Source organism: Flavobacterium fructosi (genome assembly GCF_042787335.1).
Classification (GTDB): domain Bacteria; phylum Bacteroidota; class Bacteroidia; order Flavobacteriales; family Flavobacteriaceae; genus Flavobacterium; species Flavobacterium fructosi.
The window spans coordinates 122,965-139,536 of the sequence record NZ_JBHZQA010000005.1 but is presented as its reverse complement, the minus strand read 5'-3'; the positions used below and the strand labels follow the sequence as shown (position 1 = coordinate 139,536).

Genomic DNA, 16,572 nt, shown 5'->3' with positions numbered 1-16,572 from the left:
ATGTATGATTTAAATATGTTAATCCAGTTTGTCTGTTAGTTTTTTGAATACAGTCTTCGCATCTTGTCCGTCATAAAGAATGTTGTAAACGGCATCTATAATTGGCGTTTTTGCACCATAACCCTGATTTAGCTTATAAGCACTTTTTACGGCATAATATCCTTCGGCAACCATGCTCATTTCCATCATCGCCGCTTTCACGGTGTAGCCTTTGCCAATCATGTTCCCAAACATTCTATTTCTGGAAAATACAGAATAACCGGTTACCAATAAATCTCCTAAATAAGCGGAATCATTGATGTTACGTTTCATTTTGTGGACTTTCTTGATGAATTTTTTCATCTCCCGAATCCCATTACTCATCAAAACTGACTGAAAGTTATCTCCATAACCCAGTCCATGCGCCATTCCTGCTGCAATAGCGTAAATATTCTTTAGCATGGCTGCATATTCAGTTCCTATAATGTCATCGGTGATTTTAGTTTTTATGTAGTTTCCGGATAATTTTTTAGCTACAACTTTTGCTTTTTCTTCATCACCACAAGCAATAGTTAGATAAGACAACCGTTCCATCGCTACTTCTTCTGCATGGCAAGGTCCTGTAATTACACCAATATTATAATAAGGAATATCATATTTTATATGAAAATGTTCGCCCACAATCAAACTCGTTTCGGGCACAATTCCTTTAATTGCTGAAAAAATGATTTTGTCCTCCAGGGAAACAGTCAGTTTTTCCAATTCAGCATCTAGGAACGCAGATGGAATTGCAAAAATAATATAATCTGCGTACGCTACAGCCTCATTTATATCATTGGTAAGCTTAAGTTTTTTAGTGTCAAATTCAACCGAACTTAAGTAATTTGGATTGTGTTTGTAGGTTTTAATGTGTTCAATAGCAGCGTCATTACGCATGTACCAAGAAATCTCAGAAAGATTTACACATAACATTTTTGCAATAGCTGTCGCCCAACTTCCACCACCAATCACTGCGAATTTTATACTTTCGGCCATCTTTTTCATTAAATTTAATCAAAAGTACTTAAAAATCTATTAATTAAACAAATAAAATCGAAACAAGAAACCGCTATTTTCGGAAGTTTTTAGAATAGAGAATTATGAACAATTACAGTTATTTATTTTATTTTTATTATTTAACACAATATGTATATGCTATTTGCGTTATAACTGATTATAAATCGGTTGTTTAATAAATATAATGAGAATTGAATTAGTTAGTTTTGTTTAGTATTTTAAAAGGCGCTCCTATAACAAGTATGAGAACGCCTTTTTTTAATTTTGGATTCGGGCTAGTAAATTAGCCTTTTGCCGATTAAATTAATAACTCATTTCAACAATTGCCTTCAATTTTTCTAAAGTAATGTTTTGTTTTTCTCCCAATGCTACCCAACCTCTTTCTTCAAAGCGATTGACAATAAAATCAGCTGTATGATCAAACTTATTGGTATAATCGGATAATTTGGTTTGCATTCCCATAGTATGATAAAATTCAACCGTTTTATTGATGGCTTCATTAGCAATCTCATCTTCACTTCCGGTTAAATTAAAAATACGTTTCCCGTATTGGGCTAATTTTCCTTTTTTAGTTTCAAACATTACTCGGAATAAATTTGGACCTACAACTGCCAAAGTTCTGGCATGATCAATTTCGTATAAAGCGGTTAATTCATGCCCTATCATGTGTGTGGCCCAATCAGAGGGAACTCCTTTTTGAATTAATCCGTTCAATGCCATTGTACAACTCCACATAAAGTTAGAAGCCAAGGCATAATCCGTAGGTCTTTCAACAACTTCGGGACCAACTTGTATTAAAGTTTGCAGGATACTTTCTGCAATTCGGTCTTGAAGATATCCGTCATGCGGGTAGGTAAGATATTGCTCTAAAACGTGAATGTAAGCGTCTACAACACCATTTTGTATTTGTCTTTTTGGTAAAGAAGCGATTACGGTTGGATCACAAATAGAGAATTTTGGATACATGGCAGAACCACCAAAATCTAATTTTTCCTGAGTAGCTTCAATCGTAATTACAGCACCCGAATTCATTTCGGTTCCCGTTGCGGGTAAAGTTAAAATGGTTCCAAAAGGAACTACTTTTGCACCTTCTGTAAACATGATTCTCTTTTTAAGAATATCAATTGGATTTCCTTCAAAATGTACGGCTGCCGATATAAATTTCACTCCGTCAATTACCGATCCGCCCCCTACAGCAAGAATAAAATCGATGTTTTGTTCCTTAATAATCGCAACGGCTTTCATTAATGTTTCAAAACGCGGATTCGGTTCTATTCCGCCAAATTCAACAATATCAAACCCTTTTAGATTGTTGATTGCTTGCTCGTGAATGCCATTTTTGAAAATACTTCCGCCACCATACGCTAAAAGGATTTTTGCTCCTTGTGGTACTAAAGTTGGTAATTTTTCAATTTGTCCTTTTCCAAAAATTAAATGTGTAGGATTGTATAATTCGAAATTTAACATGTTTTTATTTTTTTGAATTCAATTGGTTTAATAATTTTTCTGCAACTAATTTAGAGGAAGCTGGGTTTTGACCTGTAATCAATAAACCATCTTCAACTGCATAAGGCTGCCAGTCGCCTACTTTTGAATATGTCGCGCCATTCGCTTGCAAAGCGTCTTCCAGTAAAAAAGGGACTACATCAGTTAAGCCAACAGCAGCTTCTTCTGTATTAGAAAATCCGGTTACATTTTTACCTTTAACTAAAAATTCTCCATTCACTTTTACGTTTTTCAATACTGCTGGTGAATGACAAACAAAAGCAACTGGTTTGTTATTGGTGTAAAATGCTTCAATTAATGTGCTTGAGTTTTTATCTATGGCTAAATCCCATAACGGACCATGACCTCCTGGATAAAAAACGGCATCATAATCAGCCTCTTTTACATCCGCTAATTTATGTGTGTTTTTTAGTTTAGCTAATAGTTCCGTATCGGCATCAAATCTTTTAGTATCCTCCGTTGCAGCAGATGGATCTTCACTTTTTGGATCAATTGGTGGCTGCCCACCTAGTGGTGTGGCAATGTCAATGATTACACCTTTATCTAATAATTCGTAATAAGGTGCGGCTAATTCTTCTGTCCAAAATCCTGTTTTCTCTCCCGTGTTACCTAATTTATCGTGACTGGTAACAACAAATAATACTTTTTTCATACCTTTTTTATTTTGTGCTGTTGCAGAGATGCAAGTTGCGGTTAATGCTATAATGGTAAATAATGTTATTTTTTTCATTTCTAATTTACTATGTACAAATATAGTCCGATTATGTTATTAGTAAAAATAATTTAAATTATGTTTGTGATAAATATATTTATATCATGGTAAATCTGGAATGGTACAGAACCTTTAAATCGGTTTATAAAAACGGAAATTTTTCTTTAGCTGCCAAAGAGTTGTTTATTAGTCAACCTGCTGTAAGTCAGCAAATATTAATGTTGGAAGCGCATGTAGGTTACAAACTTTTTAATCGAAAGTCAAAAGGTGTAGAGCCAACGGAATATGCTAAGTTACTTAATAATCTAATCATTGAGGCTTTAGATCGATTGGAAAATGTAGAGAATGGTTTTCGTGCCAAAGCATTCAATGCGAACCGACTAATAGCAATTGGAATTTCGAAACATTTGATGAGCTGTCTGGGAAGTTGTTTGATTTCAAAATTTGATTTTATCGATTTTAGCTTTCATGAAAATGACACGCTTTTTGAATTGGTTGATTCTAAAAAGCTGGATTTTGCTATTGTCACCAAAAAATACGATACGTTTGACACGATTCAAAAAAAGGTTGGAGAAATTAAACAAGTGATTGTGGGTTCAAATACTATAGATGCTTCCGAATTAAAAACCAATATAAAATAAAGGATCACTCAGTAATTGAACATTGGTTAAATGACCAAAAATGGTTCAGTCATAATGCCCAAATTCCACATATCAAATTATTTTGGTTGCATGTTTTTAATAAAAAAAGACCGTCCATGGTTCCTAACTACATTATTCCTTCTGAATATGAAATGATAGCGATGCTTTCTAAAAATAGCGGAATTGCTGTTGTATGGAACATAAACGCAAAGAATTTGATTCAGGAAAAAAAGATACAATTGTTATGGAATAGCGAACAAATGCCTAGTACAGATGTTTTTCTGTTGTCTGGTAAAAATGACAATTTGAGTGCTATTTTTGAGAAAATTGAATTGGAATTGAAAAACGTTTTGGGGTAATTACTTTTTATAGAAGTTATTATGGTCAATGTATTCCCAAACTTTATTGGGTAGCAAAGGTTGTACATTTTTGCCTTTCTTAATATTATCCCGGATAAATGTAGCCGCTATTTCTACAACTGGAGCATCAATCATGTGGATTTTTGGGTGATTCTTGAAAGTTTCATTTTCGGCTTCCAAAGAAATTCGTGGGTAAACGTAAATTTCATAATTTTCAAGAATCACTTCGTGATTTTTCCATTTGTGTAAAGACTTGAGATTGTCTTCTCCCATAATCAAGGAAAATTCGTAATTTGGATATTTTTCTTGTAGATGAACCAAAGTGTTCACCGTATAATTGGGCTGCGACAACTTAAATTCAATATCCGAAGGTTTGATTTTGGGGAAATCCTCAGTGGCAAGATGCACCATTTGTAAACGGTGGTAATCATCAAGCAAAGTGCTTTTTTTCTTCAAAGGATTATGTGGCGTAACCACCATCCATACCTGGTCTAAATCCGCATGCTCCGCCATGTGATTGGCAATAATGAGATGCCCAATATGAATGGGATTAAATGTTCCGAAATACAATCCTATTTTCATTAATTTAATTTAAAGATTTAAAATTAAATGATTTTAAAGATTAGATATAATGCTTTAGAATTTTTCAATTCTTTAATTTTTCAATCTTTTAATCCTTCACAAAATTCTTTACCAATTGATAGGCTTCTTCCAAAGCAATGTCTAAATCGTAGTTTTTAATAACAACATCAAACTGAGGCGCTGTTGCCAATTCAACAGAGGCTTTGGCAATACGCATATTGATTTTGTCCTCACTTTCGGTAGAACGTTTTTTTAAACGGATTTTCAATTCATCGATACTTGGTGGTTTTACAAAAACAGCCAAGGTTTCTTTTGGGAATTTATGTTTAATTCGTAAACCGCCAGAAACGTCAATATCAAAAATTACATTTTTTCCTTTGGCCCAGATGCGTTCCACTTCACTTTTTAGCGTTCCGTAAAAATTATCGCGATACACTTCTTCCCATTCCAGAAAATCTTCGTTTTTGATGTGTTTTTTAAATTCCTCGGTAGACATGAAATAATAATCTTTTCCAGTTACTTCTTCCCCCCTTGGCTCACGAGAAGCTGCCGAAATAGAAAATTCCAGATTCAGATCTTCTTTTGATAATAAATGTCTAACGATGGTCGTCTTTCCAGATCCCGAAGGTGCCGAAAAAACTATTAATTTTCCTCCTGTGTTCATTGTTATTGTTTTTTTAGACGTGAGAAATCACTTCTAATTTTTATGCAAAAAGTCGCGATCAATTGCGACTTTACTTACTGTTTTTTATAACACGTTTAGAACCTGTTCTTTGATTTTTTCCAATTCGTCTTTCATCTGAACGACTAATTTTTGCATTTGTGCGTGATTGGATTTAGATCCCATAGTGTTAATTTCACGTCCCATTTCTTGGGTAATAAAACCTAATTTTCTACCGTTAGCTTCCGTTCCGTTGATGGTTTCCAAGAAGTAATCCAAGTGATTCGTCAAACGCACTTTTTCCTCGGTGATGTCTAATTTCTCTAAATAATAAATCAATTCCTGCTCGAAACGATTTTCATCAACATTTACTTTTAATTCGGCAATTGCAGTTTGCAAACGGTCTTTTATAGCTTGAACGCGTTCTGGATCAAGTACCAAAGCTTCAGTCATATACTGACGAATATTGCCAATTCGCAATTGAAATTCTTTTTCCAGCGACATTCCTTCATCTCTTCTAAAGGTCAAGATGTTTTGTAACGCTTCTTCGATAACGGTTTGGATTTGTACCCAGTCGTTTTCATCGATTTCATCACGTTCTATTTTCATGGTATCCGGCATGCGAATAGCCATTTTCATCAGTTCCGTTTCATCAGCATCGGCATACACTTCTCTCAATTGGTTGATGTATGCTTTTACAATCGGCACATTCACTTTCGTAGAAGTTTGTTCCGCGGTACTTTCGATAAAAATAGAAAAATCTACTTTTCCTCTTTCCAGCTTAAGTGCAATTTGGTTGCGTAAACCCAATTCCATTTCTCGGTACAGCGAAGGCATTCTCACATTCAAATCCAAACCTTTACTGTTTAAGGATTTTACTTCTACCGTGATTTTTTTGGTTGGTAATTGCAAAGTGGCTTTACCGAAACCCGTCATTGATTGTATCATATAATTTTCTAAAAGAGGTCAAAGATAATAAAAAAGTGGTCAGTGGTCATTTTTTAGTGTGCAGTGCTTTTTTTATAAATAGGTTTGGACTTATAAATGGATTGAAATTAGAAGGTTCTAAATTAACAACTGAATACTTATTACTGAACACTCTTTTTTTGCGTCACCAAATAAACACCAACAAATATCAAAATAGCCGAAACTATTTTGACCAGACTCAATTCGTCTTTTCCTAAGCCAATTGCGAAAATAGTAGCGAATACAGGTTGTAAATAAATAAAAACGGCAACAGTTGTTGGTTTTAATTCTTTCATCGAAAGCAAATTCAACAAATACGTCAAGAAAGTCGAAAAAACCACGACAAACCCTATTTTCCAGCAAATATCCATTGGAACCAAAGCCCAGTTCACAGTTTTAAATTGACTCCAGCCAAAAGGCAAAACCATAATAAAACCGAATAAATAAATCCATTTTACAAAGGTAAACGCATTGTATTTATCCATTAACTTCTTGACGATAATCAGGTAAAATCCATAGGAAATGGCGTTGACCAAAACCAGGAAATTTCCCAAACCGGCATTTGTCGCACTGCCAATAGATTTTCCGTAAAGAATAAGAAAAGCAGTTCCTATTAAGCCAAGAATAATTCCCAAAACCATTCGTTTTTGCATGCGTTCTTTTATGATAATGGCCGAAAGTGTCAGGACAATCATAGGCGTCGAAACCATGATTACAGCAGCACTAATAGGAGAAGTAAGGCTCAATCCTTTGAAAAAAGTAAGCATATTAAAAGCCACACCAAAGAATGCGGCAGCAATAATTCTAGGGAAATCATTGCGCGCGATTTTTTCTTTTGGCATAAAAAGCCATGCCAGCCAAAATAAAATCACGGAACCGCCCACGCGCAACAAGATGAAACCATAGGCGTCAATGTAGAAAGGCATGACATCTTTGGCAATGGTAAACGTGACACCGTAAATTATGGAGACAATTGTGGCACCAATTAGTGCAAGATTTCTTTTGGACATTATACCAACGCTTTCATTACCTGCAACATATTTTGCTGGGTATTGCCGATGTAAATTTTATCCTTGATGATAAAAACGGGACGACTCAAAAACGTGTAATGTTCCAAAATGTATTTTTTGTAATCGTCTTCGGTTAATGATTTATTCTTTAAATCCATTGATTTGTACAATTGCGCTTTTTTGCTGAAAAGCGCCTCGTAACTGCCGGAAAGCTCACGCATTTTTTCTATTTCGGCAACAGTAATTGGATCTTGTTTGATATCATGAAATTTAAAATCATGTTCTTTAGGTAATGATTTTATTATTTTTCTGCAGGTGTCGCAAGAAGCGAGGTAGTATATTATGTCCATGTAAATAGCGATTTCTTTATGCAAAGAAAATTCATTTGACACGGAAAATGATTATTTTTATCAAAAAAATAAAAAAATGAATCAATTATTCGACGTTAGCACTACAAGCAGAAATATGGTTTCAAAATTTCTATCAGGATATACTCTTGATCAACTCAACACGATTCCGGAAGGATTCAGCAATAATTTGATTTGGAATATCGGTCATATAATCGTGTCGCAACAACTATTGGTGTATAAGCTTTCTGGTTTGCCTATGATGATTTCTGATGATTTAGTTGAGAAATACAAAAAGGGAACCAAGCCGGAACACATTGCTACGCAAGCCGAAGTAGACGAAATCAAATCGTTGTTGTTTGAAAGCATCAATCAAACTAAAGTTGATTATGACAATAAAATTTTCAAAGACTATATGGAATATACAACTTCAACTGGCGATCATGTTTTAAGAAATGCTGAGGATGCAATGTCTTTCAGTAATTTCCACGAAGGGCTTCACATTGGGATTATGATGGGTATTAGAAAATTTATTTAGAAGCTATTTTACTTCATCAGTTCGCTTTACTCGTGTCCCGCGATTCGTTACAATTTTTTACTTTCTAAAGAAAAAAAGTAAAAGAGTTTTCATTATTATCGGGTTTAGGCAATCCCTAAAAAACACTATTTGGTCTTTAAAAAAGTTTTGATTTTTAAAGACCATTTTTCTATTTAATGGACAAATATTCGTTCACTTCTTTGTATGATAACAATAATTCCTTAGGTCCATCAGAATAAGAGGCCGCTTCGTAAGGGTTGTAATATAAAAGCAGGCCTTTGTCTGTGTAAAAAATGTTTTGCGGAAGTTCAAATTTTTCCTCTTCAAATTGATATCCCGTTGCGTTTATGGGCTGGTTTTCAGGGATTTTATATTTGACTCTGAATTTTTTTTCGGCAAAAGCCTTGAAAGCATTTCTGTCTTTAAATAATTTATTGTTTGGAATTGATTTTCCGGTTTCCGGATCAAAAATTAAGGAACGTAAACCTTGATATCCGTGAGCGCCACCAGTATAGGTATAATGCTTGATCTCTATATTCAATATACTATCTGATTGGTATTTTATGCTGCCTTCAATTTCAGCTTCCCAGCCAAAAACGTCTCTTGGATATTCTTTTTGCAGTTTTTCGTAGGAGCCAATAAATGAGGATAATAAACCATTGTAATTGGCGGATGTATATGGTTTTTCTCCAAAATAAATAATCTCTTTCAAAACAGAAAACACTTTTTTATTGATGCTGTCAGCTACAACCGGGACGTCTTTCGCAATGGGAATTCGTACATTGATATGAGGACAATTTTTTTTGCATGGCAATGTCGTTTTTTTTTGAAAGGATTGGTCTTCAAAAACTAATTCTTTAGAGCAACGGTTCATTGAAAAAAGCAATACGGCAAAAATTATAATATGTTTCATCTCAAAATTGTTAATTAAATACAAAGGTATCAACTTGTGGCTTGGATAGAATGAATTAAAGGGTAAATTTGTGAAACAATTTCGCACTTTAAAATTAAAACAGATGAGAGGAGCACTACATAATCTGGATTTAAACCCGGATGAAGATATGCAAATTCCATATCCAATTAAAAAATAAATAGTATCTACTTATGAAATTCAATACTAAAGCCATTCACGGTGGTCAACACCATGATCCAAGTACAGGAGCCGTTATGCCTCCGGTTTACCAGACTTCAACATTTGTGCAAACCAGTCCCGGCAAACCAGTAAATCCAGATTATGAATATAGTAGAGCCGCAAATCCTACCAGAACGGCATTGGAAAATGCATTGGCAAGTATTGAAAACGGAACAAGAGGTTTAGCTTTTTCATCTGGATTAGCAGCTACAGATTGTCTTTTACGTTCTTTTAAATCTGGTGATGAAATCATTGCAATGGATGATTTATATGGTGGCACCTATAGAATGTTTACCCGTATTTATAAAGATTCGGGAATAAAATTTCATTTTGTTGATATGAATGATATGGAGAAATTCACTTCATTAATCAGTGAAAAAACAAAATTAGTTTGGGTAGAAACACCAACAAACCCGCTAATGAAATTGGCGGATATTCAAGAAATTGCTAAAATCACCAAAGCAAAGAAAATTCTTTTTGCGGTAGATAACACCTTTGCTACTCCATATTTGCAAAAACCTTTAGACTTAGGAGCTGATATTGTGATGCATTCTGCGACGAAATATCTTGGCGGACATTCTGATGTTATTGCAGGGGCTTTGATTGTAAAAGACGAAGCACTGGGAGAACAATTGCATTTTCAACAATTTGCAACGGGAGCTACACTAGGACCAATGGATAGTTTCTTAGTGCTGAGAGGCATTAAAACATTGCATTTACGCGTGCAGAGACATTGCGAAAATGGAGAAAAAGTGGTTGAATTTCTAGACAATCATCCAAAGATTAAAAGAGTGTACTATCCAGGATTAGTAAGTCATCCCTATCATGAAATTGCGAAAAAGCAGATGAGTGGTTTTGGAGGAATGGTTTCCTTTACTTTCGTTTCCGGTAAAAAAGAGGATGCAATTGACTTTCTTGAAAAATTAAAAGTATTCACTTTAGCAGAATCTTTAGGCGGAGTAGAATCATTAGCGAATCACCCCGCTTTAATGACGCACGCATCGATTCCAGAAGATAAACGAAAAGAAATTGGAATTACAGATGACCTTGTTCGATTGAGTGTAGGGATTGAAGATGCCGAAGATTTAATTGAAGATTTAAAACAATCTTTAGCGTAATTTATAAATTAGTTCTCTCTACTTTAGCGATATTTTGGAGGTAATAAAAAACCCTCGACTGTGAAATTTTTCAGAGATGGGGGATTATTCTTTTTAATAAGATTGGATTTCTCCTATTGTAAATAATAAATGTAACCAAAATTAAACCAAACTAACCAGTCGTTTGCTTTATTCTCTTTGTAAATAGCCGGATTAGGATTTAAACCATCCACCCAATTAGAGAAAAAATACTGAAATCTTAAATCGACCATCAAATCCCTTAGAGGGCTTAATTTATAACGGGTTCCTACACTTGAAACCACTGACCATACAGAGCCTCCTTCAGTAGAAAAACCGTAAGGGCGGCCATCGGTTGGCGTTAAATATTTAGGGAAAGTAGTCAAAGGTGTTCCTAAAGGTCCCATGGTTGAGTATGCTTTGGCATTGTAATAACTGAATTGAGCTCCAAGACTTACAAAAGGGCCTATCTTTCCAATTGAGGCGGTGAAATCGCGAATGCTTAAAGGGAAATATTCTAATTGCATTCCTACATTGGTGATGGCAGTATTTCCTCTCATTGCTCTTAGCTGATCTGCTCCAAGTGAAGTTTTATTTGGTTCAACCCATTCTCCAAAATGTTTCAATTCTGTTTTGTTATAAGAAAGCTCGCTTCTTAATTTGAAATGATCATTGAAATAAGTTTCAGGAGTATAACAATTACAATCAGCTTTGTAAGAAAAATTTAAATAATGAATAATACCAATTCCTATTCCAGTATTTCCAGAATTGGTTTTTAAATCGTGGCGCTCCCCATAGTCAGATTGAAAGGCTATGGGCCCAGCAATAACTCCTATTTCATGAGAAAATCCAAACTGTGCATTTGAATGATGTGAAAAACTCAACAGGATAAATAAAGTTAGTAGTTTGCGTTTGATCATTATAAGTTAAATTTTCAAATCTTCACAAATATATAAAAACATCACTCATTAATTAAAAAAATAAAAATTTAAAATAAGTGAACATATTCTTATTTGATTACGAAAAATAGAACGATTTCGGGATAAATGACGGTTAAGAAGAGGATTTCTTTGTATTTGCTTAATAAAAAGATAATTCTATTGATAAAACAAAAAAAAAGAGGGCGATATTCCTAGAAGATGTATATTTGTAATCACTAACGAAAACGTTTTCTTAAACGTTAATAATCTATTAATCATGTCACAAAGTATTACTACTTTTATCGAATCGGTTGCTAAAAAGAATCCGAACGAGCCGGAATTTATGCAGGCAGTTTTAGAAGTTGCTGAAACTGTAATTCCTTTTATAGAAGAAAATAAAAAATACCAAAACAAAATGCTTTTGGAAAGAATGGTCGAGTCAGATCGTATCATTATGTTTCGTGTAACTTGGATTGATGATAAAGGTGAAACTCAAGTAAATAGAGGGTATCGTATTCAGATGAATTCGGCTATTGGTCCATATAAAGGAGGGCTTCGTTTTCACCCCTCCGTGAATTTAAGTATTTTGAAGTTTTTAGCTTTCGAACAAACTTTCAAGAATAGTTTGACCACATTACCAATGGGTGGGGGAAAAGGTGGAGCTGATTTTGATCCAAAAGGAAAATCAGATAATGAAGTAATGCGTTTTTGCCAAAGTTTCATGACTGAACTGTGTAAACACATTGGTGCTGAAACAGATGTGCCTGCTGGAGACATTGGTGTTGGTGGAAGAGAAGTAGGCTATATGTTTGGTCAATACAAAAGAATCAGAAATGAATTTACAGGTGTTTTAACTGGAAAAGGAATTTCTTTTGGCGGTTCATTAATCAGACCAGAAGCAACAGGTTACGGAGCGGTATATTTTGCTCAAAGCATGTTAGCTACAAAAGGAGATAGCTTTACAGGAAAAACTGTTGTAGTTTCCGGTTCAGGAAATGTGGCGCAATATGCTACTGAAAAAGCAACTCAATTAGGTGGAAAAGTAGTTACAATGTCAGATTCTGCAGGATATATTTATGATGCTGATGGAATTGATGCTGAAAAACTAGCGCATATAATGGTGATTAAAAATGAGTTAAGAGGTAGGATCAGTGATTATGTAACTAAATATCCAAATGCAAAATATGTTGCAGGGAAACGTCCATGGGATGTGAAATGTGATATTGCATTACCATGTGCTACTCAAAACGAATTGAATGAAGAGGAGGCAAAAGCTTTAGTAGCTCACGGATGTATCTGTGTTGCTGAAGGAGCAAACATGCCAACTGTGCCTGATGCAGTAATTGTTTTTCAAAAAGCAAAATTATTATTTGCTCCAGGAAAAGCATCTAATGCTGGTGGAGTTGCAACTTCAGGTTTAGAAATGTCTCAAAACTCCTTAAGATTGAGCTGGAGTTCTGAAGAAGTAGACGAAAGATTGAAAGGAATTATGTTGAATATTCACGCTTCTTGTGTGAAATATGGTTCTGATGCAACTGGATATGTTGACTACGTAAAAGGAGCAAACATTGCAGGATTTGTAAAAGTAGCTGATGCTATGCTAGCTCAAGGAGTAGTGTAAATCAGTTTTTATTATAATTTAAAATGCCTTCTACCTATAGTAAGGATGGAAGGCATTTTTTTTGTGTAACAAAATTCTAATACTTTTGTTTGTTCTATATTTGTATACCAATATTTAGGCAAATAATGAAAAATAGGCTTTTACATTTTGTAGTGTTAATTACAGTACAGTTGGGTTTTGCCCAAAGCAATTTCTTGTGGCAAGGCTATTTTTCTTATAATGAAATCACAGATCTTTCTGAATCTTCCACCACAATTTATGCTGCTTCTGAAAACGCATTATTTTCTAAAAATACTGCGACAAGCCAAATTAAAACTACCAATACCATTGACGGGCTTTCCGGGCAAACAATTTCATCGTTATATTATAGTGAGACCTTCAATAAAACATTGGTTGGGTATGAAAATGGTTTGATGATAGTCATAAATGAAGCTGATGGGAGCATGCTGAATGTAGTTGACATTATTAATAAAACACTTCCTCCAAACACAAAAAAAATCAATCATTTCTTAGAATTTAAAGGGATTGTTTATGTCTCTTGTGATTTTGGAATTGTTCAGTTCAACTTGGCCACTTTGCAGTTTGGTGACACTTATTTTATTGGTGCAAATGGTGCAGAAATAAGCATATCACAAACTACAAACTACAATGGATTTATATACGCCGCTTCAAATACAGGAATACGAAGAGCTGCTATTTCCAATAAAAACTTAGTGGATTATAAACAATGGGAGTTGATTGCCGCAGGGAGTTGGTCGGGTATAACAACTTTTGGTACCGATTTATTTGCGGTGAACGCTGCAGGGGATATTCATAAATATGATGCTAACGCGAATACTTTTATAGGATATACAGCTCTAGCGCAACCTTTATTAGATATAAGAGCTACGGCTAATTATTTGATAGTAACAACTGTAAATAACATTTATATTTACAACAAAGAAATGACGCTCATTCGCCAAATAAATACCAACCAAATTACCGAAAGCAATCCCAGTTTTACTTGCGCAACAATTATTGGTAACATCATTTTTATTGGAACCAGAGAAGACGGAATGATTACGACTTCTCTTTCTTCAACTTCAGTTTTTGATAACAGTACTCCTATGGGGCCTTTACGGAATAATATATTTGCGCTTCAAACAACTTCGGATGCGCTTTGGACCGTCTATGGCGATTATACTGTGGATTACAATCCGTATGATTTAGATAGTTACGGTGTGAGTAAATTTAGCAAGAAGGGATGGTTAAATATCCCTTACGAAAAAGTTTTAGGAACAAAATCATTAACCAGAATTACGGTTAATCCCGCAAATGAAAATGAAGTGTATGCCAGTTCTTTTTTCTCAGGGTTACTAAAAATTGTAAATGATGAACCCAAAATTTTGTACAACCAAACCAATAGCGGTCTTGAATCATTGACCTTTCTTGGACCAAATTATATTGATGTTAGGATAAATGGAGCAGCATTTGATAAATCGGGAAATCTTTGGGTTACCAACAGCAGAATAAAAAATGGACTAAAGGTTTTGAAATCCAGCGGTCAATGGCAAAGTTACGCTATGGATAATATTCTGAATTCAGCGATTGACAATAGTTTTGGAAAAATGGCAATCGATAAAAATGGAACTAAATGGCTTACTACGAACAGAGATGGCGTTGTCGGTTTTAACGAAAGTATCAATAAATTCAAAAAAATAACAGTGGGCCCTGATATGGGTAATTTGCCTATTTCGGATGCAAGGATTGTTGCAATTGACACCAGAAACCAACTTTGGATAGGAACCACAAAAGGTTTGCGAATTTTGCCTAATGTTGGTAGTTTCTTATCCGATGATAAATTAACTAGTAATCCCATAATTATTTTAGAAGATAATCTGGCGCAAGAATTACTTTATGAACAATTTATTACTGATATTGTTGTTGACGGAGCCAATAATAAATGGATTGGAACCGCCGATTCCGGTGTGTTTTTAGTCTCGCCAAACGGTCAGGAAACCAAATATCATTTTACGACCAGCAATTCGCCTTTGCCTAGTAATGTTATAAATGACATTGATATTAATAGTACAACAGGAGAAGTTTTTATTGCTACTGCAAAAGGTTTAGTTTCATTCAAAGGTGTTGCGACAGCAGCGAGTAATGATCTAAACAATGTATTTGTGTATCCAAATCCGGTACGGCCAGAATATGAAGGAACCATCAAAATTGCCGGATTACTTGACAAAGCTAATATAAAAATCACGGATATTGAAGGAAATCTTGTTTTCGAAAAGATATCAGAAGGAGGAACAACAGAGTGGGATACAACTGCTTTTGGAAAATACAAAGTGGCCTCAGGGGTGTACATGATATTTATTTCGGCGCAAGACGGAGTAGAAACCAAAGTCAAAAAAGTAATGATAATCAGGTAATTTAAAAGAATGAATTTTTCAATCTTTAATTTTTCAATCTTTAAATTAAATTTGTGTTAGTTAAAACCAAAGCTATCGTCATTTCGTCTTTAAAATTCCAAGAGAAAAGCTTGATTGTAAAGTGCTTTACACTTTCTCATGGTTTGAAATCCTATTTTGTTCGGGATGCTTTTTCGAGCCGAAAATCCAATCAAAAGATTGCTTATTTTCAACCGATGACCATTCTTGAAATAGAAGCTGTTCATAAAAACAAAGGCACGTTAGAAAATTTTAAAGAAATAAAAATTGAGGCTCCTTTTCATTCGATACATTCGGATATTTATAAAAGCACGATTGTAATGTTTATTTCCGAAATGCTGCATCATTCGATTCACGAAGAAGAAACTAACGAGCATCTGTTTACTTTTCTGGAAACCGCTTTGCATTGGCTCGATAATCATGACGAAATTGCCAATTTTCATCTGATTTTATTATTGGAAACTACAAAATATTTGGGTTTTTATCCTGATATTTCTGATATGGATATGCCTTTTTTCGAAATGAACGAAGGCGTTTTCACACCCTTTCATGCTATCAGTTCACTCACGGAACATGAAAGTAATTTGTTCAAAAAACTGATTGATTTAAAATTCGATACCAATCAAAAAATATTCCACGTCATTGAAAGACAAATCGTTTTGAGAATACTTATCGATTACTACAGTTTTCACTTGGATGGTTTTAAAAAACCAAAATCACTGGATGTTTTAAAAGAGGTTTTCTCCTAAATTCTTGGGCGTGCCCTTGCGTAAAAACTCCGGGTCAGGCTGTCCGCTGTATCTTTTATTCCGTAAACTCCATAAAAGGATGCCGCTTCCATCCTTCACGCAAAACCTCAAGATAAATTGTACAAAAACAATAGACTTGTAGCTTATTTTGTACTAATTGTATGTATATTAGCTGAAATAAATGCTGCTGTTTGCAAGATAAAGCACCTTGTTTTGGGTGTAAATGCGCAATAGAGTGGCGTGTAT

Annotated in this window: 17 protein-coding genes; 7 read left to right on the top strand and 10 right to left on the bottom strand. The window is 34.6% G+C overall.

Translation table 11 applies throughout. The features are described 5' to 3' along the window. Positions 1-18 precede the first annotated feature (18 nt). The 3 genes from ACFX5D_RS09850 to ACFX5D_RS09840 all read right to left on the bottom strand — a co-directional run bounded on the left by ACFX5D_RS09850 (position 19) and on the right by ACFX5D_RS09840 (position 3,271). On the bottom strand, positions 19-1,014 hold the full coding sequence (locus ACFX5D_RS09850; RefSeq protein ID WP_379858140.1) for an NAD(P)H-dependent glycerol-3-phosphate dehydrogenase: 996 nt from the start codon (positions 1,012-1,014) through the stop codon (positions 19-21). 324 nt (positions 1,015-1,338) lie between these two features. Further along, entirely contained in the window at positions 1,339-2,502 is a 1,164-nt protein-coding gene (locus ACFX5D_RS09845; RefSeq protein WP_379858027.1) for an iron-containing alcohol dehydrogenase, read from the bottom strand. A 4-nt stretch (positions 2,503-2,506) separates the two neighbouring features. Beyond that, positions 2,507-3,271, bottom strand: a complete 765-nt coding sequence (locus ACFX5D_RS09840; protein ID WP_379858026.1) for a type 1 glutamine amidotransferase domain-containing protein — start codon at positions 3,269-3,271, stop codon at positions 2,507-2,509. An 86-nt stretch (positions 3,272-3,357) separates the two neighbouring features. On the opposite strand from ACFX5D_RS09840, the gene ACFX5D_RS09835 reads away from it, so the two are divergent. Continuing rightward, complete coding sequence (locus ACFX5D_RS09835; RefSeq protein WP_379858025.1) at positions 3,358-3,894, top strand: LysR family transcriptional regulator; 537 nt, start codon at positions 3,358-3,360, stop codon at positions 3,892-3,894. A 116-nt stretch (positions 3,895-4,010) separates the two neighbouring features. After that, complete coding sequence (locus ACFX5D_RS09830) at positions 4,011-4,253, top strand: hypothetical protein (RefSeq protein ID WP_379858024.1); 243 nt, start codon at positions 4,011-4,013, stop codon at positions 4,251-4,253. Here ACFX5D_RS09830 and nadD read toward each other — a convergent pair whose 3' ends face one another. The 5 genes from nadD to ACFX5D_RS09805 all read right to left on the bottom strand — a co-directional run bounded on the left by nadD (position 4,254) and on the right by ACFX5D_RS09805 (position 7,822). After that, complete coding sequence (gene nadD, locus ACFX5D_RS09825) at positions 4,254-4,835, bottom strand: nicotinate (nicotinamide) nucleotide adenylyltransferase (protein ID WP_379858023.1); 582 nt, start codon at positions 4,833-4,835, stop codon at positions 4,254-4,256. A gap of 88 nt (positions 4,836-4,923) precedes the next feature. After that, positions 4,924-5,499 carry a guanylate kinase gene (gene gmk, locus ACFX5D_RS09820; RefSeq protein WP_379858022.1) on the bottom strand — a complete coding sequence of 192 codons (576 nt, stop codon included), beginning with the start codon at positions 5,497-5,499 and terminating at the stop codon, positions 4,924-4,926. A gap of 84 nt (positions 5,500-5,583) precedes the next feature. Next, complete coding sequence (locus tag ACFX5D_RS09815; RefSeq protein ID WP_379858021.1) at positions 5,584-6,444, bottom strand: YicC/YloC family endoribonuclease; 861 nt, start codon at positions 6,442-6,444, stop codon at positions 5,584-5,586. Positions 6,445-6,584: 140 nt separating this feature from the next. Further along, positions 6,585-7,472: a DMT family transporter gene (locus ACFX5D_RS09810; RefSeq protein ID WP_379858020.1), complete on the bottom strand. Its 888-nt coding sequence runs from the start codon at positions 7,470-7,472 to the stop codon at positions 6,585-6,587. Next, positions 7,472-7,822, bottom strand: coding sequence for an arsenate reductase family protein (locus ACFX5D_RS09805; RefSeq protein ID WP_073209176.1), 351 nt, complete (start codon positions 7,820-7,822; stop codon positions 7,472-7,474). Before ACFX5D_RS09805 ends, ACFX5D_RS09810 begins: the two co-directional genes overlap by 1 nt. Before the next feature lie 76 nt (positions 7,823-7,898). Here ACFX5D_RS09805 and ACFX5D_RS09800 point away from each other — a divergent pair, with 76 nt between their 5' ends. After that, positions 7,899-8,357 (top strand): DinB family protein, encoded by a 459-nt coding sequence (locus ACFX5D_RS09800; RefSeq protein WP_379858019.1) that lies wholly within the window; start codon positions 7,899-7,901, stop codon positions 8,355-8,357. A gap of 169 nt (positions 8,358-8,526) precedes the next feature. On the opposite strand, the gene ACFX5D_RS09795 is transcribed toward ACFX5D_RS09800, so the two are convergent. Further along, on the bottom strand, positions 8,527-9,270 hold the full coding sequence (locus ACFX5D_RS09795; RefSeq protein ID WP_379858018.1) for a DUF3298 and DUF4163 domain-containing protein: 744 nt from the start codon (positions 9,268-9,270) through the stop codon (positions 8,527-8,529). Between the two features lie 191 nt (positions 9,271-9,461). On the opposite strand from ACFX5D_RS09795, the gene ACFX5D_RS09790 reads away from it, so the two are divergent. Continuing rightward, positions 9,462-10,607: a cystathionine gamma-synthase gene (locus ACFX5D_RS09790; RefSeq protein ID WP_379858017.1), complete on the top strand. Its 1,146-nt coding sequence runs from the start codon at positions 9,462-9,464 to the stop codon at positions 10,605-10,607. Between the two features lie 113 nt (positions 10,608-10,720). Here the strand turns inward: ACFX5D_RS09790 and ACFX5D_RS09785 are convergent, their stop codons facing one another. Further along, the gene (locus ACFX5D_RS09785) at positions 10,721-11,524 is read right to left on the bottom strand and encodes a THC0290_0291 family protein (protein WP_379858016.1); all 804 of its coding nucleotides are present in this window, start codon (positions 11,522-11,524) and stop codon (positions 10,721-10,723) included. A 277-nt stretch (positions 11,525-11,801) separates the two neighbouring features. Here ACFX5D_RS09785 and gdhA point away from each other — a divergent pair, with 277 nt between their 5' ends. From gdhA to recO, 3 genes are all read left to right on the top strand, one after another. Further along, positions 11,802-13,145 (top strand): NADP-specific glutamate dehydrogenase, encoded by a 1,344-nt coding sequence (gdhA, locus tag ACFX5D_RS09780; RefSeq protein WP_379858015.1) that lies wholly within the window; start codon positions 11,802-11,804, stop codon positions 13,143-13,145. A gap of 125 nt (positions 13,146-13,270) precedes the next feature. Next, positions 13,271-15,559, top strand: a complete 2,289-nt coding sequence (gene porZ, locus ACFX5D_RS09775; protein ID WP_379858013.1) for a type IX secretion system anionic LPS delivery protein PorZ — start codon at positions 13,271-13,273, stop codon at positions 15,557-15,559. 53 nt (positions 15,560-15,612) lie between these two features. After that, positions 15,613-16,326, top strand: a complete 714-nt coding sequence (gene recO / locus ACFX5D_RS09770) for a DNA repair protein RecO (protein WP_379858012.1) — start codon at positions 15,613-15,615, stop codon at positions 16,324-16,326. Positions 16,327-16,572: the final 246 nt, after the last annotated feature.